Raw genomic sequence first — 21,400 nt, forward strand, 5'->3', positions numbered from 1 at the left:
ATAGACATACAAGTAATCGCGTGGAGGTGGACGTGGCCGAGCTGACTCGACGACACCGGTATCTCGTACTCGGCATCTGCTGCCTGAGCCTGTTTCTCGTCAGCACCGACAACACGATCGTCAACGTGGCACTTCCGTCGATGCGCACCGATCTGAACGCGTCGGTATCGGGACTGCAGTGGATCATCGACGCATACACGCTGGTTGTCGCCTCGCTGCTGATGCTCGGCGGCTCGATGGCCGACAAGTTCGGGCGCAAACGTTTCTTCCTGATCGGCACCGGAACTTTTGTGTTCGGGTCACTGCTGTGCAGCATTGCACCGTCACTGGGTTGGCTCGTCGCCTTCCGAATGCTGCAGGCCGTCGGCGGCTCGATGATGAATCCCGTCGCGATGTCGATCATCACCAATACCTTCACCGACCCGAAAGAGCGTGCCGGGGCCATCGGAATGTGGGGTGCTGTCGTCGGGATCTCGATGTCGGCGGGCCCCGCGCTCGGCGGCATCCTCGTCACCGGTGCCGGCTGGCAATCGATCTTCTGGATCAACGTCCCTGTCGGCATCTTCGCACTGGCGATGACGGTGAAGTTCGTCCCCGAATCCAAAGCCGAGCACGCGAGAAAGTTCGACCCGGCCGGTCAATTCCTCATCTTCGCGTTTCTCGCCTCGCTGGTGTTCACCATCATCGAAGGCCCAGCGAAGGGCTGGGGATCGCCGCTCATCGTGCTCACCGGTGCCATTGCAGTGGGTTCCCTCGTGGGCCTGCTGGTGGTCGAGTCGCGGATCGAGGAACCGCTGATCCAGCTGAAGTTCTTCCGCAGCGCACCGTTCAGCGGAGCGACGGTGATCGCCGTGTGCGCGTTCGCTTCCCTGGGCGGATTTCTGTTCCTCAACACCCTGTACCTGCAGGACGTGCGTGGGTACTCGCCGCTGCATGCCGGTCTCTACACTCTGCCGATGGCCTTGATGACGCTGATCTTCGCGCCGATCTCGGGCCGTATCGTCGGCACCCTCGGAGCGCGCATTCCGCTGCTCGTCGCGGGAATCGGATTCGTGACCTCGGCGCTGATGCTCACCCGACTGACTCCGACAACGTCGTTCGCGTGGCTGGCGGTCGCATACGTGATCTTCGGAATATCCTTCGGCATGGTCAACGCCCCGATCACCAACACCGCGGTGTCCGGAATGCCGCGCAGCCAGGCCGGAGTGGCGTCCGCCATCGCGTCGACCAGCCGGCAGGTGGGTCAGTCGCTCGGTGTGGCCGTCGTCGGCTCCATCGTGACCGCGAGCATCGTCGGTGAGATCTCCGACGGTTTCACCGCCGCTGCCGTGCCCGCGTGGTTCGTCATCGCAGGCGCAGGCGTGGTCGTCACCGTGCTCGCAGTGGTCACCACCGGCCGGTGGGCCCGCTCGACCGCCGAGAACATCGGCCGTCCGGTGCTCGTATGACCGATTCGGAGGCGGGCCGCGTCTGGCGGGACATGCGGGCGTTGATGCTCGAGAAACACGACACCCGACGGGCCGTCGCCGACGCCACCGGTATGAGCTTTCTGCGAGCCAAGTTGCTCACCAAATTACTCACGGGTGATCGGACGGTGACCGAGCTGGCCGAGATTCTCGCGTCCGACGCGCCGTACGTCTCTCTCAACGTTCGCGAGCTCGAGAAGCGCGAATTGGTGGTGCGCACCGAAGATCCCGACGATCGCCGACGCCGCATCATCGGGCTCACCGATACCGGCCGCCGCCTCGCCGAGAAAGCCAGAACGATCGCCGACGCTCCGCCGCCGGAATTCACGACGGTCTCTGCGGCGGATCTGGCACATCTGCGACGGATTCTGCAGCTGCCCTGATCCGGCTGTCAGCGGCGGATGGCCTCGACTGGGGTGCCGGTCTCTACGAGGGCGCGGACGGTCGCCGCTTCCATACCTGGGGATCCGCACACCAGAATTTGGCTGTCCAGGAATGACCCCTGCGCGGCGACGACGTCGGCCACACTGCCTTCCCAACAATGCTCGGGCTCGAAGAATGCTGTGGTGGAACCGATTTCGGCACGGATGTTCTCGTTCCATCGATCCGGGGCCCACGGCTCGTGCAGTTGATCGACGACGGGAACGACGGTCAACCACCGCAACTGCGACGCCATCAACCACAGCATGTCCCCGGCATACAGATCGCGAGGCGATTTTCCGCCGACGAACAGCGTCACGTTGGGTGGCTGCTCCCAGCGCGTGAGATCGAGCAGAATCGCCCGCAACGGAGCAAGGCCGGTGCCGCCCGCGATCATGACGACGTCGCGACCCGAGTCGTCGACGTGCAGACCGCCTTTCGGATCACTGATCTGCCACACATCCCCTGGCCGTGTCTCGTTGACGATCGACCCGCTCACCCACCCTGCCGGAACGGCCCGGACGTGAAATTCCAGTTTGCCGTCGAGCGAGGGAGGCAGCGCGGGTGAGTACCGCCGCGTCAGAGCAGAGTTCTGGGGAACTGTCACCGACACCGACTGGCCTGCCGCGAACGGAACCACGTCGCCTTCGAGTCTGATGACCGCGAGGTCGTTCCGAAGTCGGTGATACTGAACGACCGTCGAACTCCACGCCTGCATGTCGACCAGGATAGGGGTCGGTGCCGGGTGTCTCGCAAACGCGCGCGCGTTTGCTGGATGCGAGCGAAATAGCGACCGAATCTGCGCGCACCTGACAAATGCGCGCGCGTTTGCGAGGACGTGCGCCCAAGACCCGCGCCGCAGCTCCAGTGAACCGACTCAACCCTGGAGGCCAGCCCTGCCCGAGGTTCGCCACCGTCGCCCGGCTCGCCGGCGCACACGCGCGCGCGTTTGCTGGATGCGAGCGAAATAGTGACCGAATCTGCGCGCACCTGACAAATGCGCGCGCGTTTGCGGGGATGTCTGCGCCGGCGAACCTAGCGCTGATGCTTCGGCTTCCAGACCACCAGAGCATTGCGCTGGATCGGCACCAGGTCGCGGCGATAGCTGGCGTGCACGGTGGCCAGCTCCTGAGCGAGTTCGCTGATACGTGATTGCAAGGCCTCGACCTGATTGGTGAGCTCGATGATGCGCTTGATGCCGGCGAGGTTGACGCCCTCGTCCTGCGAGAGTCGCTGTACTTCACGGAGAAGTGCGACGTCACGCGGTGAGTAGCGTCGCCCGCCGCCGGTGGTGCGGTGCGGGGTGACCAGTCCGAGCCTGTCGTACGTACGCAGCGTCTGCGCGTGCATACCGGCCAGCTGTGCCGCGACGGAGATCACGAAGATCTGCGCGTCGGGATCAGCTTGTGCTCCACCGGGTTTCGGGGAACCGCCCTCGGGAGGGACCGACATCACACACCTGCCCACCCGGCCCGCGGGTCGAATCCGCTGGCCTTCTCGGCTTCCAGATAGTTCTTCAGAGCGTCGGTAGCAGCATCGTCGAGTTTCTGCGGGACGGCAACTTTGACGGTCACCATCAGATCACCGGTACCGGACTTCTTCGGGATACCGCGTCCGCGCACCCGCAGCACTCGGCCGTCGACGGTTCCCGGGGGAACCTTCACGCCGACGCGTCCTTCCAGGGTTGGCACCGACAGCGTTGTACCGAGCACCAGTTCGCCGTAGCTCACCGGGACGGTCACCGTCAGATCGTCGTTGTTGCGGCCGAACACCTTGTCGGGCTTGACCCGTACTGTCACGAACAGGTCGCCCGACGGCGCTCCGCGCAGACCCGCTTCGCCTTGACCGGCTAGCCGGACCTTCTGCCCGTCGCTGATGCCGGCCGGTACACGCACGGTGATGGTGCGGGTGCGGTTCTGCACTCCGGTTCCACGACAGTCGACGCACGGGTCGTCGATGATGGACCCGCTGCCACGGCAGTCGTCGCACGGCTCACTGAAGCCGAACGCGCCTTGGTTTCTGTTGACGACGCCTTGGCCGTTGCATTTGGGGCACACGCGCGGACTGGTGCCGGGCTTCGCGCCGCTGCCGTGGCAGGTGGTGCACGAGGACGGGCTGGTCAACTTCAAGGGGACCGTAACGCCCTGTGCCGCTTCACGGAACTGCAGCGAGGTCTCGGTCTCGACATCGCTGCCGCGTCGGGGCCTGTTGCTCTGAGGGCGCTGCTGCGCGCCACCGCGATTGAACAGGCCACCGAAGAGGTCACCGATTCCGCCGTCGCCGCCGCCTTGACCGAAGATGTCACCGACATCGAAGGTCTGGCCGCCACCGCCGAATCCGCCTGCGCCGGGTGAGAATCCACCGCCACCGCCGCGGCTTCCGAACCCGCCCGAGGCGAACAGCCGTCGTGCTTCGTCGTATTCCTTACGCTTGGCCGGGTCGGCGAGGACGGCATGCGCCTCACTGACCGCCTTGAACTTGTTCTCGGCCGAGGCGTTGCCGGGATTGGCGTCGGGATGGTTGTCCCGAGCCAACTTTCGATACGCCTTCTTGATTTCTTCTGCAGTCGCGCTGGAGGAAACGCCCAGCTCCTTGTAGAAGTCCTTCTCGATCCACTCCCGCTGGCTCACCGGGCGTTTCCTCCTCTCGCGCTATTTCTTTTTACTGCTCGTCGGACGCAGGTGCATCCGATTCTTGTGCTGCGCTGTCCACGACGCCGACCATCGCGGTCCGAAGAACGCGTTCGCCGAGCTTGTAGCCCGGACGCATCAGCGTCCCGACGACGGGACTGCTGCCATCGCCCTCATGGGAGACGGCCTCGTGGATGGCCGGGTCGAAGGCGTCGCCCTCGGCTCCGAAGGTGGTCAGGCCAATGTTCGAGAACACCCCTGCCAGCTTGTCTGCCACTGCCTTGAGCGGTCCGGTTTCGAGATCGCCGTGCTGGCGAGCTCGCTCGAGGTCGTCGAGAACGGGGAGAAGCTGCGAGACGACGGACGCCTTCGCGTTCTCCGCTCCGGTCTGCTTCTCTCGGTCGGTGCGACGCCGGTAGTTGGCGTACTCCGCCGAGACGCGCTGCAGATCGGCGGTGAGTTCGACAACCTGCGTATCGCGCGGGTCTTCGACTACGTCACCGTCGACGGTCCCTTCGTCCACCGAGTCGGGCTGGGGCGCAGCCCCGGTGCCCACGAGGGGCTCCGGGACTGCGTCACCTTCCCGTACTTCACCGGTCTCGGGATCTATCTTTCGCTTGTCCACGAAAGTGACCGGTTCTTGCTCGGTGTTCTCCGACGTCACTTCTTGTCCGTGTCGTCGGCGGGCTCGTCGACAACCTCTGCGTCGACAACACCGTCGTCAGCGGCCTGCGCGCCACCCTCTGCGTCGCCCTGCTCCTTGGCCTGAGCCTCGTAGATGGCGGTGCCGAGAGCCTGCGACTCGGTCGAGAGCTTCTCCACGGCGGTCTTGACTGCCGAGATGTCGCTACCCGCAAGAGCCGTCTTGGCGTCGGCGATGGCGGTTTCGACGCGTCCCTTGAGCTCGGCGTCGACCTTGTCCTCGTTGTCCTTGACGAACTTCTCCGTCTGGTGGACGAGGGACTCGGCCTGGTTACGAACCTCGGCCTCTTCGCGACGAGCCTTGTCCTCGTCTGCGTGAGCTTCCGCGTCGGCGACCATGCGGTCGATCTCTTCCTTGGACAAGCCGGAGCCGTCCTGGATCTTGATCGTGTTTTCCTTGCCGGTGCCCTTGTCCTTGGCCGTGACGTGCACGATGCCGTTGGCGTCGATGTCGAAGGTGACCTCGATCTGCGGGACGCCGCGAGGAGCAGGGGGCAGCTCGGTCAGCTCGAAGGAGCCGAGGAGCTTGTTGTGCGAGGCGATCTCGCGCTCACCCTGGAAGACCTGGATCTGCACCGAGGGCTGATTGTCGTCAGCGGTGGTGAAGGTCTCGGAACGCTTCGTCGGGATGGTGGTGTTGCGCTCGATGAGCTTGGTCATGACGCCACCCTTGGTTTCGATACCGAGGGACAGCGGCGTGACGTCGAGGAGCAGTACGTCCTTGACCTCACCCTTGAGCACACCGGCCTGCAGTGCAGCACCGACGGCCACGACCTCGTCCGGGTTGACGCCCTTGTTGGGCTCGCGTCCACCGGAGAGTTCCTTGACCAGCTCGGAGACGGCGGGCATACGCGTCGAACCACCGACGAGCACGACGTGGTCGATGTCCTTGACGGCGATGCCGGAGTCCTTGACCACTGCCTGGAACGGCGCGCGAGTGCGGTCGAGCAGGTCGGAGGTGATCTTCTGGAACTCCGAGCGGCTGAGCTGCTCGTCGAGGAAGAGCGGGTTCTTGTCGCCGTCGACCGTGATGTACGGGAGGTTGATCGAGGTGCTCTGCCCGGAGGACAGTTCGATCTTCGCCTTCTCGGCGGCCTCACGCAGACGCTGCAGCGCCATCTTGTCCTTGGTCAGATCGATGCCGTTCTGAGCCTTGAACTTGTCGACGAGCCAGGTCACGATGCGCTCGTCCCAGTCGTCGCCACCGAGGTGGTTGTCGCCGGACGTCGCACGAACCTCGACGACGCCGTCGCCGATTTCCAGCAGCGAGACGTCGAACGTGCCGCCACCGAGGTCGAACACGAGAATGGTCTGCTCGCTGTCGCCCTTGTCCAGGCCGTATGCGAGAGCTGCCGCGGTGGGCTCGTTGACGATGCGCAGGACGTTGAGGCCGGCGATCTGGCCGGCTTCCTTCGTGGCCTGACGCTGTGCGTCCTCGAAGTACGCGGGAACGGTGATGACCGCGTCGGTGATTTCCTCACCCAGGTAGGCCTCGGCGTCGCGCTTGAGCTTCTGCAGCGTGCGCGCGGAGATTTCCTGAGGGGTGTACTTCTTGTCGTCGATCTCCACGGTCCAGTCCGTGCCGACGTGGCGCTTCACGGAACGAATCGTGCGGTCGACGTTGGTGACCGCCTGGTTCTTCGCGGGTTGGCCGACCAGCACTTCACCGTTCTTGGCGAAAGCGACGATCGACGGGGTGGTGCGTGATCCCTCGGAGTTGGCGACGACAACCGGTTCGCCGCCCTCGAGGACGGACACGACCGAGTTGGTGGTCCCGAGGTCGATACCGACCGCACGAGCCATAATGTTTCCTCCTGTTATTGCGTGGATTCAGTCCCTGGGTGAGCGAACTCCACTCAAGTTTGCATAACGCGATCTGTTGCGTCAACTTCCAACTTGAGCCTCATCCACTCAAGGCTGCTGACCTGCACAACGGAGGGTGCGGCGAATTTGTTCCCACAAGGGAGCGGCTACGCCGCATGTGCGCGAAAACTCGACCCCTGCTACGAGCTTCTGCTCACGTGGGGCGAAGCCCTCCACAGCAGTACGCCGCGACGATCAGTGAGGATCGTCGCGGCGCAGCGGGAGAAAAGTCGGAACGGAACTACTCGGCAGGCTCCTCGGCCGGCGCGGGGATGCAGCTGTAGCTGAGCAGCCCAGCGGTGATGTTGTTCATGAAGTCGGCGTCGAGAGCGCTCGCGAAGGCCGCGGCACCGGCGGGACGAGCTACCCATTCACGATCGACGGAGGGCACGGTGTACGTCGCCGACTCGCCTGCCTTGATGGTCTTCTCGTTGTTCTGGCCCTGGACACCCGGCAACGCACCGTAATTGACGTTGACGTTCGATGCGTCGTCCGCGCCGACGTTGTCGACCTTGACCTGCAGTGCGACGACGCCGCCCTCGGGGGCGTCCTTCACCGTGATGTCGCAGACGGCAGCCATGGTGACCACCAGGTCGGGGCTTTCGATGACTGCAGAGCCGAGGGGCATAGCCGGCTCGGTCACGGGCTCCTCGGCCGACGCCATGGGTACGAGGACGACCGCACCGATGCCGGCGGCCAGGGCGGCCGTCGAGGCCAGGATCGATGTGCGGGCAAGACGTCGCATGGACAACTCCTGTAGCTGAGGGGATGTGACCCATGAGTCTGATGTGACTGATGGGACAGTTGGTACTCAACTCACTATGGCCTATCCGAATCAGACATTCCACACCGGGCGGTCTCGATTCGATGACGTTCGCATATCGAAGGACAACGGCCCGACGAATGACATCGGTGTAGTTCGGCGTAGGTTTCACCGGTCGGCGATCAAGGTTTCGCCCGTCGGCGATCAGGGGAACCACAACCCTGCGGATCGGCCGCGCCCTACGTAGGGTTGAAGAAAAGCGAGGCTACGGAGGCACATGGATCCCGAAGTGCAGCACGAACCGAGCGAGATCACCTACGACGAGAAGTTCTACCCGGCTCGGCCGAAACCACTTCGCCCCTCGGTGCGCCGCGCCAACCGGAGCAACAGTCCCACTCCCGACAGCGAGCCGGTGGCGTCGAACCCGGAGTACGTGGACTGGCTCACCGAACAGTCGATGCTGCGGGACGCCAAGCTGATCGCCGAGCAACTCTCGGGCAAGGGCAGCATGTGGCAGAACCCGTATGCCGATCCCGACCCTCGCGCCGCCGTCGAGCGCGCACCGGTGTGGTTCACCGCTTACCCCATCTCGGTGATCAACGCTCCGCAGACGAGCTTTCTGAGCACCCTCGGCGACGAGAAGCTGTGGCAGGCATTCTCCGAAATCGGCGTCACCGCAGTGCATACCGGCCCCGTCAAGGTGGCAGGCGGCATCCACGGCTGGCGTCCTACCCCCTCGGTCGACGGCCACTTCGACCGCATCGGCATGCAGATCGACCCCGCGTTCGGGTCTGAAGAAGAGTTCCGACGCCTGTGCGTGGTGGCGTCTGCGTACGACGGAATCGTCATCGACGACATCGTGCCCGGCCATACCGGCAAGGGGGCAGACTTCCGGCTCGCGGAGATGGCCGTGGCCGATTACCCCGGCATTTACCACATGGTCGAGATCGAGCCGCAGGACTGGCACCTGCTGCCGCGAGTGCGCGCCGGTGCCGACTCCCAGAACATCGACGCCGAGGCCGAGGCCAATCTCGCCCGCGCCGGATACATCATCGGGCAGCTGCAGCGAGTGATCTTCTACGAGCTCGGCGTGAAGGAAACCAACTGGAGCGCAACACCTCCCGTTGTCGGCATCGATGGCGTCGAGCGCCGTTGGGTGTACCTGCACTACTTCAAGGCCGGCCAGCCGTCGATCAACTGGCTCGACCCCTCTTTCGCCGGCATGCGACTGGTGATCGGCGACGCGTGTCACTCCATCGCCGATCTGGGCGCGGGAGCATTGCGCCTGGACGCCAACGGATTTCTCGGCGTCGAGCGTCGAGCAGAGGGCCCGGGCTGGTCCGAGGGCCATCCCCTGTCCGAGGCCGCGAACCACCTGATCGCCAGCGTGGTGCGCAAGATGGGCGGGTTCACCTTCCAGGAGTTGAACCTGACGATCGACGACATCAAGGCCATGGGTACCAACGGTGCAGACCTGTCGTACGACTTCATCAACCGCCCCGCCTATCAGCATGCGCTCGTCATGGGGAACACCGAATTCCTCAGGCTCACGATGACTCTGGCGCGCGACCACGGTGTCGATACGGCGTCGTTGGTGCATGCGCTGCAGAACCACGACGAGATGACGTTCGAGCTCATCCACTTCGCCACCCTGCATGCCGAGGACGAGTTCTCCTACGGCGGCGAGACGGTCAAGGGCTCCGACCTGGGTGATCGCATTCGCGGCGAGCTCACCGACCGGCTCACCGGACGGTGGGCACCGTACAACCGGACCTTCACGACCAATGGAATCGCTTGCACCACAGCAAGTGTCATCACCGCATCCCTCGGCATCCGCGATCTCGATCGGATGGACGAGGCAGACATCGAGACGGTCAAGCGAGCCCACCTTCTGTTGGCGATGTACAACGCCTGGCAGCCTGGCGTCTTCGCCCTGTCGGGCTGGGATCTGCTGGGCATCCTGCCCATCGATGCCGCCGAGGTCGACGATCTCATTCGGGAGGGTGACACCCGGTGGATCAACCGCGGCGCTCACGATCTCATGGGGTACTTCCCCGAGGCCGTCCGCTCGGAGTCGGGCATTCCGCGCGGACGCAGCCTCTACGGCTCGCTCCCCGAGCAGTTGGCCGACCCGCAGTCGTTCGCCCGCCAACTGGCGCGAATCATCGAGCTGCGCAAGCGGTTCGGTATCGCCACCGCCCAGCAGATCGACATTCCGACGGTCTCGCACAAGGGCCTGCTGGTGATGGTCCACGAACTCAGCCAGGGGACCATCCAGGCCACAGTGCTGAACTTCTCGTCCGAGGAGATCAGCGCCACCATCCAGTCCAAGCACTTGGTGCCCGGCACGTGCGCCATCGACGTGTACGACGACAACGAGATCGCAACGGTGGACGAGTTGAACAGCTTCCCGATGACCCTGCGACCGTACGAGGGTGTGGCGGTGGTGCTGCGCTGAGGCGGCAGCCCGTCACCTCAGCCCGATAGACTGCTGCATCGTGGCCGAAGAAGAGATGGACCCGACCTCGCGCGGACCTCGGCCCGCGCGTCCGCAACCACCACGGCCGGACGTCGTCGTCGAGCCTCTTCGGCCACGGCAGGAGCACACGCCGTCGATTCTTCCGAGGGTGGCAACTGCGCTGTGGACGTTCACTGCGGTACTGGTTCTCGCATTGGCAGCGGTGATCGCACTGAATTGGGAATCGGTGCTCTCCGGCGTCGAAACTGCCGTCTCACAGCAGGATTCGACGGCAAGTGCGGCCGACGTTCGCAACACCGCCTCGGCCACGCTGTTGTCCAGTGGGGCTGCATCGGCGGTACTGGTTCTGCTCGGATTCGTCGCACTGAACTTGCTGCGCGGCGCGGCGACGTCGTCCAAGGTTCTGATGGGCGCAGTCGGGATCTTGACCATCGGTGCGGCCGTCACGTTCTCGACCTTCGTCTCCGACGCCCCCGCGCTGCTCGGCGGTGTTCTGCAGTGGGGACCGTTCGTGGTCGCAGCAGCGGCAGCCGCGGCGACCGTCGTCGCCCTACTCCCCCGGCGGCCCTCAGCCATGTAAGACTCGAGCCAGTAAGACTCAGGCCATTGAAGCGAGTATCCCCTCGGCGCTGCGAGCGGCGAGGGCGCACGAGCCAGAGGTGAACTGATCCAGCAGTGGGTGCTCGGACAACCCCCGCCACTTGCGCACTGCTGCCAGCGCGATCTCGCGTTGTTGGGCGAGACCGGCATCGGGCGGCAGATTCAGGCGTTCGGTGGCGGAGATGCCGAAGCCGCCGATGACTCGCTGCAGGTCCAGCAGGGCGCCGTCCGGGAGTTTCGGTGTGGTGGAGCGTAATCGGCCGAGCAGACGCAGTTCGGCAAAGCCGTGCACGTCCGCCAGCATCCGCCCGGCCTCGGTGCGCAGGGCATGAGATTCCGGCCGGAACTCCAGAATTCGCTGCAGCGCAACCAGAGCCGAATGCAATTTCAGTTGGTCGGCGCGCTGACCGAACTGCACGTCGATCACCGAGCGTAGTTCGCTCAGGCCGCTTCGTTCGACCAGATCGGCAGCAAGCGTGGGCGAATCGCGCACCCCCAGCCGAATCAGCGTGACCGCCATCCGAATTCCGAACAAACCGAAGCGGTCGACGATGCTGGCCCGCAGCGCGGCGTCGACGGGCAACGTGCTCTCGGGGCGCACGAAGCGATCGGCCGAGAGCATCGCCAACTGCAGATCCTCGGTCGGTACCGTCGCCAATGTCTCGAACGCAGCGAATTCGTTCTGCCGCAGGGTTTCCGCACCGAGTGCGAGCAAACCTGCAACCGGGACCACCGCCTGACACAAACCGGTGGCCTCGAGCTCGGACGCGAACCTCGCGGCGACCTCCTTGGCCGACATCATCGCGTCCATCCGGCCCGAGCCGACCTCGTCGGCCCGCGAGACCACCCCGATCACGCCGAGGGGGCCCGAATCGCCGCCTACGTGGGCACCGATCTGACCGAGAAACGACACATCGGACGCGTTGAGCGTGCGCAGCAGATACACGACGGCATCGGCACCCGAGGACGAGTTCTCGGGGGTGAGCATCGCGAGGGTGCGGGCCGAGACATCGCGCGAGAGCGATGACGTGCCGGGGGTGTCGATGATCGTCGTCTGCGCCAAGGTGCTGGCGGGCCATTCGACGTCCAGACGATCGACCTGCGCGGCCGTCAACGACCCAAGATCGAAGGTCAATCGGCCGTCCCGTCGCTGCACCGGAACGTTCGCAGCACGATCACCGTCGTACCAGGCCGTGACGGCGGGAGTGACGCCGTTGCGATACCACGTGACGACCTTGGTGCATTCGGTGGCGTCGGTCGGGGCAATATCCTGCCCGACAAGCGAATTGAGCAGTGTGGATTTGCCGGCCTTGAGGGATCCCGCCAATGCCACCCGCAGCGGCTCGTCCAGTCGGTACAGACATTCGTCGAGCATCCACGAGGCTTCGGCGTCCCCCGCGTAGGTCGATCGAGCAACCGAGATCAGGTCACGCGCCCGGTTCAGAGCCGTCACGCTCATACCGCGGTGTCCTTGACGAGAGCGCTTGCCCGAGAGTTCAAATCGGCTGCCACTCGCAAGTCCTGCTCCAGCTGAGCAATGCGAGCAGCGCGATCGGTGTTGTCGGCCGCGGCGGCTTCCTGTGCCGAGCGCAGGGACTCGTTCAGCGACCGCAGAGTCTGTTCGGCGATCGAGGTGAAGTGATCGCGCAGTACCCGCTGGATCTGCCGCAGCCGGTCCTTGGACTCCTTGCCGACCTGAAAGCTGACGTCGTCGGTGAATCGGCGGATCGCCATCTTTGCCTCCGAGCGACGTGCCTTGACTCGGTTTTCCTTGTCTTCCTTGTAGGCCTTGGTGCCCAGCAGAACGCCCGCGCCGATCGAGATCGGGTTGAGCAGACTCAGCCCGACGAAAGTGGTGATCAGACCGAACATCAAGACGCCGCCGTAGGAGCCGCGCATTCCCACGAGAACCTTCTGCGTGATCCCCACTCGACCGGATTCCAGGTCGGCCAACGACGAGACGGGTTCGAGAACGTTGTCCAGATCGCCGAGATCGAGATTCGGCAGCGCCGCCGCTCCGGAGGACGCGAAGTGCTCGGCCACCAGCTCCGAGAGCCACAGAGCTCTCTCGTGCGCCCACACGAAATTGTCGCCGACGGATGCGGCAATCTGCTCCTCGAGCCATTCGCCGAGTTGCGGCCAGTCCTTGCCCGGATCCCCCTCGTCGACGGTCTCTTCCGCCTCCCGCGTGACACGACGCAATCGGTCTCGCAGATCGTGATCGATATCGGACGCCAGATCGGCGATGCCGTCACCGAGTGTCTGCTGCCATTGCGACGAGCGCTTGTGCAGTTCTTCGGCAGCGGATTTGGCGCGCTGCAGACCGGCGACGGCCGCGGCCGCCCGCTCCGGATCCTTCAGCGCCGCAAGCTCACTACCGAACGAGAGCGACAGGTGTTCGGTGACCGACCGAACGTCGAGTGAGACCGACGCGCGAGCCAGTACGTCCGCGCGGGCCACCACGTCGTCGCGAAGGAACGCGTAGAGCTGCTGAAAACCGGACTCGGCATTGAGTTCCTCGTCGTTCAAACGCAGTGCGTGAGAGCGCAACAGAGACGACACCGGAAGCATCTGCACCTCGAGGCCGCCGCGATCGAGGTGCCCGCGATTGGCCTCGACGATCTGCCGCCAGTGCGGATACAGATCGATCTTGGTGATCAGTACGGCCACGGCCGGGCACAATCCCTGCACCTGCCGCAGGAACGACAGTTCCGGCTCGGTGAATTCGCGGGAGGCGTCGGACACGACGAGTACTGCGTCGGCGGACGGGATGAGGCCCAATGTGCCTGCAGCGTGCGGATTTCCGTGACCGCCGACTCCTGGTGTGTCGACCAGAACCAGGCCGTCGGCGAGCAGTGGGCTCGGCACTCCGATGTCCAGGCGCAACACTTCGCGGCCCTGTGCTCGTGGACTCGCCGGGGTGACGGTCGTGACCTCTTCGAGCGGCACGTCGACACGGATGGGCTCACTACCCGGATCTGCGAGAACGAGTTGTGCAGAGAAGCTCTCGGCGTTGGACACCACCGTCGGGATGGCGGTGGTCTCGTCGTCACCGACCGAGCACACCGTCAGATTGAGCAGCGAATTCACGAACTGGCTCTTGCCCTGTTTGAGCGGTCCGACCACGATGATGCGTCGGCGCGGATCGAGGACCCGCGTTCGCGCCGCCTCGACGCGATCGACCAGATCGGATCTGCCCGCCGATGTTGCCACCGCCGCAGTGCGACTCAACAGCTCGGCCAGCTCCGTAGTGTGCCCGTCCATACTCTCGCTTCACAACCCGTTCTCATCGACACCCGCAGGCTCCGCTCCCGCAAGCACAAACTCTAGCGACGACACGGCCCCGAGTGTGACGAACACACTCGGGGCCGTGCACACGGTGTCGCTGACCGAATCAGGGGTGCAGCGTGTCGATGTCGTGATCGACCGTCACCGCGTGGCCGAGGGAATCGGCCGCCGAGTCCACCGAGCCGTGCAGGCTGCCGTCGCTGAACAGGCTCGAATCGCTTTCGGCCTGTCCGAAGACGTTGGAGTCGACACTCGACCAGCCCGTGCCGGACGCGGTTGCGCTCGAATCGAACGAGCTGGAGTGCTCGAACGATCCCGACGCTGCACCGTTCGCGGCCGAGGAAAGGCTGCCGCCTGCATTCGCCAGTCCCTCTGCACCGGATTCCAGACCGCCGGTGACGCTGCCCGCTGCCTGGCCACCGATGTCGGCAGCGGAATCAAATCCGCCGGCCGCGGAAGCCGCAGCGTCCGCACCAGCATCCAAACCCGCACCCACGGTGGACGCGATTTCGCCTCCGAGCGAGGCACCGGTGTCGAGTCCCGCGCCGACGTTCGACGCGATCTCGCCGCCCACCGAGGTTCCTGCGTCGACCGCTCCGCCTGCCGTACCTTCGAGGCCGCCGGCGACGGATCCTGCTGCATTCGCAGCTCCTTCGAGCCCGGCACCTGCAGATGCTGCTGCGTCGATTCCGGTGCTGATGCCGCCGGTCACAGTGCCTTCGAGCCCGGCCCCGGCCTGAGCTGCGGCATCGACGCCGCCGGTAACTCCGCCCGCTACTCCGCCGGCGATACCGCCACCGAGGCTGCCGAGGCCTGCGAGGCCGCCCGACAAGCCGGCTCCTGCTTCACCCAGGCCTGCGAGTCCACCGGTCAGGCCTGCACCCACGTTTCCGACGGCTGCGAGGCCACCGGTGACATCCGCACCCACGTTGCCGACGGCTCCGAGGCCACCGGTGACATCTGCACCGACCTGGCCGAGGCCGGCCAGTCCGCCGGTCAGGCCGGCGCCCACTCCGCCGAGTCCGGCGAGACCGCCGGTCAGGCCCGCACCCACGCCACCCACTCCGGCCAGACCGCCCGACAGATCTGCGCCGACTCCGCCCACTCCGGCGAGTGCTGCGTCGACAGTTCCCGTCAGATCGGCTCCGGCGGCCACCGCCGTATCGATTGCTCCGGACAGTCCTGCGCTCAGTTCGGTTCCGGCACCGAGTACGGCCCCGAGGTCGAGTGCTGCGCTGGTGTCGAGCACCGTCTCGAGGGCGGTGCCGAGCTGGGCACCGGCGGTCCCGCCGACGCCGAATGCCGCTCCGAGGAGGCCCTCGAGGTTCCCGGCAACTCCACCGGCACCGGCAACTCCACCGGCCAGGCCGCCTGCAAGTCCGCCCGCGATGTCGCCACCGATGCCTGCACCTGCGCCGAGGACTCCTTCGACTGCGGTGTCGAGGGCAGCGGTCAGGCCGCCGATCGCGCTGGTGTCCAGGTCGAGTGCCGTTCCCAGGGCGCCGCCGACGACCGCGCCGACGTTGCCGCCCGCAGCCAACAATGCGTCGACGTCGAGGTCTGCGAGCGCACCGGCGTCGAGGACGGCTCCGAGTGCGGTTCCGATGGATCCCGCGATGGCACCGTCGGCCGCGAACAGCCCACCGAGGCTGCCGCCGACGCCACCGGCGATGTCGCCGACCAGCGCGCCACCGGCACCGAATGCTCCGTCCAGTGCTGCACCGATATCGGTCGTGAGATCGCCGCCGACGGTGCCGAGGCCTGCGAGTGCGCCGCCGATTCCTGCGGTCAGAGCGGCACCGAGGTCACCCGCGATGTCGAGTCCGGCTCCGGCACCGAGGACGGCGTCGAAGACTCCACCGAGCGCCGTGCCGAGCTCGGCTCCGACGGTTCCGCCGACTCCGAAGATCGCGCCGAGCGCGCCGCTCAGCCCGCCCTGGATGTCGGCCAGTGCGCCGAGGTCGACGGCACCGGTCGCGCCGATGGCGGCGTCGAGAGCGGCCTGCAGTTGTGCGGTGATGTCGCCGCCGATAGCTCCCCCGATGCCCGCGCCGGCTCCGAGAAGACCGGTCAACGCAGCGCCGAGACCGACGGTTCCGCCGAGCAGACCGTCGAGGTCCAGATCGAGATTGCCACCGATTCCTGCGCCTGCACCGATCAAAGCGTCGAGGGCACCACCGAATGCGGCACCGAGCTCGACACCGATCTGCCCACCGACCGCGAGCGCTGCGGCGAGTGCTGCCTGCAGGGATGCGGCGATCTCACCCGTCACGTCGATTCCGCCGGTGAGGCTGCCTCCTGCAGCGAGTCCGCCGCCGGCGACTGCGCCTGCGGCCAGCCCGAGTCCGGCAGACAATCCGCCGCCGAGGCTCGCTCCTCCGGCGAGTGCGCCCTCGAGGCCTGCCGATCCGCCTGCACCCAAGATGGCCGACAGCTGACTGCCCGCTCCGGCGAACAGGCCCGACTCGGCGACCAGGGGTGCCACGGCGACGATGTCCGCGTGGGTCACGTCGCCGAGGCCGGCGGCGGCCAGCGTCGTCTCGGGGTTGGCGCAGTAGGCCGCTGCAGCCTGGTCGTCGCGCAGCAGGCTGAGAATGAAATCGAGTACGGCGTTGGTAGCCATCTGGGTCTCCTTGACGAGTGGTACTTCGTGGTTGATCACAAAGCTATGCACCGGAGAGCCCCCGCCCAACGGGGCCGATCCCCCTACTACCCCGGGGGTCGCCAGGGGGCTTTCATTAGGGGATCTGAGCGCTTTAGGGGATTTCACTCGTTTCGCGCTCTAACCTGCTGTGAGACGTAACGAACAACGAACGCGATCCGACAGTGCGAGTGACGGCAGTACCACTGACGGCTGGGGCGAGATGAAGGCGGCGACACCACTATGAACGGCAAGAGTGCAGCCTGCGGAATGACAGGGACAGGGCTCGGCATACGTATCGGTTCGGTGACAGCTGCCGCTGCGCTCGACAACGACCCCGTGACCTCGGTGGTCAAGCGTTCGGCACTCGATCTACGCCCCGGTGCGGCCCCGAGCCTGGCCGAGCTGTGGGACCGATCCACGCGCTACCTGATCAGTGGATTCGCCGACCGAGTGGGCGACCCGGTGGAACTGATCGACGACGACGGCCGCAGTCACCGTGCCGAGGATCTGTACGCCACCGCTGCTCGCGCACTCGTGGCCGAGGTGTCCGCCGGAGCCGATTCCGCTCCGACCGTCGTCGTCACCCATCCCACCCGCTGGACGGCGTACACGGCCGAGGTCCTCGGCGAGGCGTTGGACCGCGCAGGACTGGCAGACGTCACGCTGGTGCCCGAGTCCGTTGCCACGATGCGCTGGCTCGAGGTGACTCGCGGAGCACAGTCCGACGGCCTCGCAGTGATCTACGACCTGGGTGCCAGCGCCCTCGACGTGACCCTGATGCGGACCGGCACCGATGTAGGCGTCGTCGGCAGCGGCGTCCATTCGCAGGAATTCGGCGGTGCGCAGTTCGATCACGCGATCATGCAGTACGTCCTCGACACCGTCTCGGGAAGTCAGTCGTTCGAGTTCGATCCGTTCGACCCCGACACCGTGGGTGCGCTGGTGGAATTGCGAGCCCGGTGCGGCCAGGCCAAGGAACAACTCTCCTACGACACGTCCACCTCGCTCACTGTCGACCTACCCGGTCTGCACACCGAGGTTCGCCTGGTGCGCTCCGAAATCGAAGAGCTGGTACGCGCATCACTGCTGGCTTCGGTCGGGGTCGTTCGAGACGCCGTGGCCGCCGCAGGGCTCGAGGTCACCGACATCGACCAGGTGGTGCTCGTCGGTGGCAGCTCGGCCATCCCCCTCGTCGCCGAGCTCATCTCGTCCGAGCTGCGTGCGCCTGTGGTGGCAGGCCCGCGCCCGGAACTGACCGTCGCGATCGGAGCCGCGATACTCGGAAGCGACATCGCCGACGCCACCGCGGCGGACAACGCAGCATCCCTCGCCGCGATACCCACTGCGTCCGTGGCTTCTGCCGCGCCCATGCCGCGGCCCACCCCGAGACCGGCACCGACCCCTACGGCCGTCCAATCCGACGCGGGCATGTCCGGCCGCAAGAAGGCAGGCATCGTCGCCGGATCCGTGGTCGTCCTGGCACTTCTCGCCGGCGGAGGGTTGTCGGTGGGCACAGCATTGACCTCCGACAACACCGCTCCGGCCGAATCCAACGCCGAGATCTCGAGTACACAAACACCGGGAACCACCGCAGCGGTGGCGGATGCATCGACGACGGCGGCCACCGGCGAGAACGGTGCTGCTGCAGTCGGATCCGAGGGCACCCCCACCACGGTCGTCAACGCCGACGGCACGGTGACGCAGATCGATCCCGCCACCGGCGCACCGGTCGCCGGATCCCCCGCCCCCGCCGCGGCCCCCGCCGACAACGGTGCAGCAACCGTGCCGACCATCCCGTCGGTCTCGGCCCCGACGGTGCCCAACTACCAACCGCCTGCTGTGCAGGTCCCCAGCTACCAGCCACCCACGTACCAAGGCCCTACTCTCGGCGACGTCGGCCAAGGTGTGGGCCAGGGCCTCGGCGGCGTGGTCGGTGGCGTCGGTGACGGGCTCGGCGGTGCGGTCGGTGGCGTCGGCGAAGGTCTCGGCGGAGTCGTCGGCGGCCTGACCGGCCGATAAGTCGACCGTGACCAGCATCCGACCCTCCCTCGTCGGCGTCGAACGCGCCGATCGTTTCGTTCGTGATGCCCTCGACACCAAAGGTTTTCATGTTCTCGTCGGAGTGAACGGGTCCGGTCGCTCTGCGGTTCTCGACGCGATCGGAGCGTCGGTGGAGCCGTATCCCGGCAGTATCGCCGATGCACCGTCGGGCGCGACGGTTCTCGTCGACGACGCGCATCTGCTGCCCGAGCAACGGTTGGACGAGATCGCCGCAGCGGCAACTCGATCGGATATCACGCTGATCGTGGCAACCGCGCCGCGCGAGTTCGATTCTCGCATCGAGAAGTTGATCGCGTCCGCCGGTTCCGGTCGACTGACCCTGGTTCCGCTGGACAAGACGTCGATTGCCGCACGAGCTGCCGCCACCGCGCGTCCCGTCTCTGCGGCGCTGGCCACTGCAATCGCAAAGTCCACCGGGGGAATTCTCGCCGCTGTCGACGCGGCTCTTGCCGCGCTCGGCGCAGAAATCTCCGACCCGGCACCCCTGCGAGCGGTCACCGAAGCCGTTGCGGCGCAGCATCGCCGGATGTTGCTCGACACCACCGACGACACTCGGGCGCTGCTGCTCGCAGCTCGGTTCGGCATCGCTCCCGAGCCTGCGACGGCCGCGCAGCTCGTCGCGCGGCCGAACGAGGTCGAATCTCTTGTCGACCTCGCCTCCAGCTCCGGTGTGCTCGACGCGACCGGCGCGTTGATTCCGGCCGCCGAGGCTCCTTTGACCGAGCTGATCGGCGACCGGCGCTGCCGCATCCTGCTCGATTCCGTCACCGCCGTCGCCGCCCGGGCCCGCCTGCTCGACGCCACCGCCGCGCGTGCGCTGGCGCAGCGCGGCGTCGTACATGCCGAATTGGCCGATTTTCTCGTACAGCAGGCAGATTCGGCGTCGATCGAGACTGCGGGCGCGTTGTACGACGCGGCTGTCGACGCGGGGTTCGATCCGGCGGTGCTCGCTGCCCGGCGGTCCGAGGTCGCGGCCGCCACCGGCGACTTGGACCAGGCGGGGCGCTACGCCGATGTGGTACTCGACAGCGCCGCCGCCTGCGATTCCGCAGATCTGCGGACGGCGGTTCGGGTCTCGGCCTCGATTGCCGCGCAGCGCGGAATGCTCTCGCGCAGTGCGCAACTGTTCACTTGGCTCGGCGCGGATCGACTCGGGCCCGATGCAGTGTGGGCTGCTCTGTCCGCTGCCGCAGCCGGTGACCGCAGTGCCGCAGACCGGTCGATGACCGCCGTGTCCGCGCTTGCGCCGACGTCGAGCACCGCGTCGGGCACCTTGCTGGTGGCAGGCGTGCTTGGGTCCATCGATTCCCGCAGTGCAGCCGCATCGAGCGCTGCTGCACACTCGTTGATGCGCGCAATGTCTTTGACCGGCAACGTGTCCGATCGTTCGTGCGCCACCGATACCGCCGCGGCCGTCGCGGCCCTCCATGCACTGCACTGCGGCGACCTCGCCCGCGTCGATTCCATCCTGGCGCGGGCTCTGCCCGAACGGCGTCCGGGATCCGAGGCACATACCCGACTGATCCTCGTCGGGGCCTGGGCATCGATGCTGCGGGGCGATGCAGCCGAGGCGGGCTCTGCACTCGACACCCTCCGGATACCGATGTCGCACATGCGCAATCAGCTCTTCCTGCAGGCGATCCGGGTGGGTCTGGCTCGCAGATCCGGTGATGCAGGGTCGCTGATCACGGCATGGACCGGCGCACAGAACGTCATTGCCGAATACTCTGCAGATCTGTTCGCACTACTGCCCTTGGGCGAATTGCTCTTGGCTGCAACGCGACTCGGCCAGGTCGACCGCGTCGAACATCTCGTGGCGCAGGCCTCCGAGCTACTCACAGCGCTCGGAGATCCGCCCGTCTGGGCCTCGGCGCTGCACTGGTATCAGGTTCAGGCGGCCATCGTGGCCCAGACTCCCGACGCGCTGGTGCCGCACGCCAAGGCTCTCGCAGCAGCCGCGCCGACACACCCGTACAGCGCCGCCCTCGCCGCGGCCGGTCGCGCCTGGCTCGGTGTATTGCAGGGCAGGCCCGACACGACCGAAGTGGAGAACTCGGCACGTACGTTGACCGCGTTCGGACTGCCCTGGGACGGAGCCCGATTGGCGAGCGAGGCCGCGCTGACCGTCACCGATACCGCCACCGCAACCGCACTGCTGCACATCGCCAGGTCATTGCGTCAGACCGCCTCGCAGCCGCCCAGCTCGCAGCGACGCGACAGTCCTGGAACCACGCCGACTCCGACTGGTTCCCTGAGCGAACGCGAGGCCGAGGTCGCCGAATTGCTCGTGCTCGGAGTCACGTACCGCGAGCTGGGCAGCCGTCTCTACATCTCCCCGAAGACCGTCGAACATCATGTGGCTCGAATACGGCGCAGGCTCGGAGCCGAGTCTCGTTCGGAGCTCATCTCGATGCTGCGAGCGATGGGATACGGAGGCTCCACCAGCACAGCTGTCGGCACTGTAACTGTGTGAGGGCCCGAAGC

The 21,400-nt window shown here is 66.1% G+C and carries 15 protein-coding genes; 6 read left to right on the forward strand and 9 right to left on the reverse strand.

The genetic code is table 11. The features are described from left to right. Positions 1-32: 32 nt before the first annotated feature. Both O4220_RS04940 and O4220_RS04945 read left to right on the forward strand, forming a co-directional pair. On the forward strand, positions 33-1,448 hold the full coding sequence (locus O4220_RS04940) for an MFS transporter (RefSeq protein WP_269602522.1): 1,416 nt from the start codon (positions 33-35) through the stop codon (positions 1,446-1,448). Beyond that, complete coding sequence (locus O4220_RS04945) at positions 1,445-1,849, forward strand: MarR family winged helix-turn-helix transcriptional regulator (protein WP_269602523.1); 405 nt, start codon at positions 1,445-1,447, stop codon at positions 1,847-1,849. The genes O4220_RS04940 and O4220_RS04945 overlap by 4 nt, the downstream gene beginning before the upstream one ends. A gap of 8 nt (positions 1,850-1,857) precedes the next feature. Here O4220_RS04945 and O4220_RS04950 read toward each other — a convergent pair whose 3' ends face one another. The 6 genes from O4220_RS04950 to O4220_RS04975 form a co-directional block, all read right to left on the reverse strand. Then, entirely contained in the window at positions 1,858-2,604 is a 747-nt protein-coding gene (locus O4220_RS04950) for an FAD-binding oxidoreductase (RefSeq protein WP_269602525.1), read from the reverse strand. A gap of 317 nt (positions 2,605-2,921) precedes the next feature. Next, a complete protein-coding gene (locus tag O4220_RS04955; protein ID WP_269602526.1) occupies positions 2,922-3,338 on the reverse strand; it encodes a heat shock protein transcriptional repressor HspR in 417 nt (138 codons plus the stop codon). Beyond that, a complete protein-coding gene (gene dnaJ, locus O4220_RS04960) occupies positions 3,338-4,516 on the reverse strand; it encodes a molecular chaperone DnaJ (protein ID WP_094610928.1) in 1,179 nt (392 codons plus the stop codon). The genes O4220_RS04955 and dnaJ overlap by 1 nt, the downstream gene beginning before the upstream one ends. 31 nt (positions 4,517-4,547) lie before the next feature. Further along, the gene (gene grpE, locus O4220_RS04965; RefSeq protein WP_032405538.1) at positions 4,548-5,180 is read right to left on the reverse strand and encodes a nucleotide exchange factor GrpE; all 633 of its coding nucleotides are present in this window, start codon (positions 5,178-5,180) and stop codon (positions 4,548-4,550) included. Next, on the reverse strand, positions 5,177-7,021 hold the full coding sequence (dnaK, locus tag O4220_RS04970) for a molecular chaperone DnaK (protein ID WP_269602527.1): 1,845 nt from the start codon (positions 7,019-7,021) through the stop codon (positions 5,177-5,179). The genes grpE and dnaK overlap by 4 nt, the downstream gene beginning before the upstream one ends. A gap of 301 nt (positions 7,022-7,322) precedes the next feature. Further along, positions 7,323-7,826 (reverse strand): Pro-kumamolisin, activation domain family protein, encoded by a 504-nt coding sequence (locus O4220_RS04975; protein ID WP_269602528.1) that lies wholly within the window; start codon positions 7,824-7,826, stop codon positions 7,323-7,325. A gap of 295 nt (positions 7,827-8,121) precedes the next feature. Between O4220_RS04975 and treS the strand changes: the two genes are divergently transcribed. Together treS and O4220_RS04985 are read left to right on the forward strand one after the other, a co-directional pair. Continuing rightward, positions 8,122-10,302, forward strand: coding sequence for a maltose alpha-D-glucosyltransferase (treS, locus tag O4220_RS04980; RefSeq protein WP_269602530.1), 2,181 nt, complete (start codon positions 8,122-8,124; stop codon positions 10,300-10,302). Positions 10,303-10,342: 40 nt separating this feature from the next. Further along, positions 10,343-10,903, forward strand: coding sequence for a hypothetical protein (locus O4220_RS04985; RefSeq protein ID WP_269602531.1), 561 nt, complete (start codon positions 10,343-10,345; stop codon positions 10,901-10,903). Between the two features lie 18 nt (positions 10,904-10,921). Here O4220_RS04985 and O4220_RS04990 read toward each other — a convergent pair whose 3' ends face one another. The 3 genes from O4220_RS04990 to O4220_RS05000 all read right to left on the reverse strand — a co-directional run bounded on the left by O4220_RS04990 (position 10,922) and on the right by O4220_RS05000 (position 16,834). Further along, positions 10,922-12,382 carry a dynamin family protein gene (locus O4220_RS04990; protein WP_269602532.1) on the reverse strand — a complete coding sequence of 487 codons (1,461 nt, stop codon included), beginning with the start codon at positions 12,380-12,382 and terminating at the stop codon, positions 10,922-10,924. Beyond that, positions 12,379-14,187, reverse strand: coding sequence for a dynamin family protein (locus O4220_RS04995; RefSeq protein WP_269602534.1), 1,809 nt, complete (start codon positions 14,185-14,187; stop codon positions 12,379-12,381). The genes O4220_RS04990 and O4220_RS04995 overlap by 4 nt, the downstream gene beginning before the upstream one ends. 130 nt (positions 14,188-14,317) lie before the next feature. Beyond that, complete coding sequence (locus O4220_RS05000) at positions 14,318-16,834, reverse strand: IniB N-terminal domain-containing protein (RefSeq protein ID WP_269602536.1); 2,517 nt, start codon at positions 16,832-16,834, stop codon at positions 14,318-14,320. Between the two features lie 261 nt (positions 16,835-17,095). Between O4220_RS05000 and O4220_RS05005 the strand changes: the two genes are divergently transcribed. Continuing rightward, on the forward strand, positions 17,096-18,874 hold the full coding sequence (locus O4220_RS05005) for an Hsp70 family protein (protein WP_269602537.1): 1,779 nt from the start codon (positions 17,096-17,098) through the stop codon (positions 18,872-18,874). Positions 18,875-18,881: 7 nt separating this feature from the next. After that, on the forward strand, positions 18,882-21,389 hold the full coding sequence (locus tag O4220_RS05010) for a helix-turn-helix transcriptional regulator (protein WP_269602538.1): 2,508 nt from the start codon (positions 18,882-18,884) through the stop codon (positions 21,387-21,389). Positions 21,390-21,400: the final 11 nt, after the last annotated feature.

Source organism: Rhodococcus ruber, assembly GCF_027270735.1.
Lineage (GTDB): Bacteria > Actinomycetota > Actinomycetes > Mycobacteriales > Mycobacteriaceae > Rhodococcoides > Rhodococcoides rubrum_A.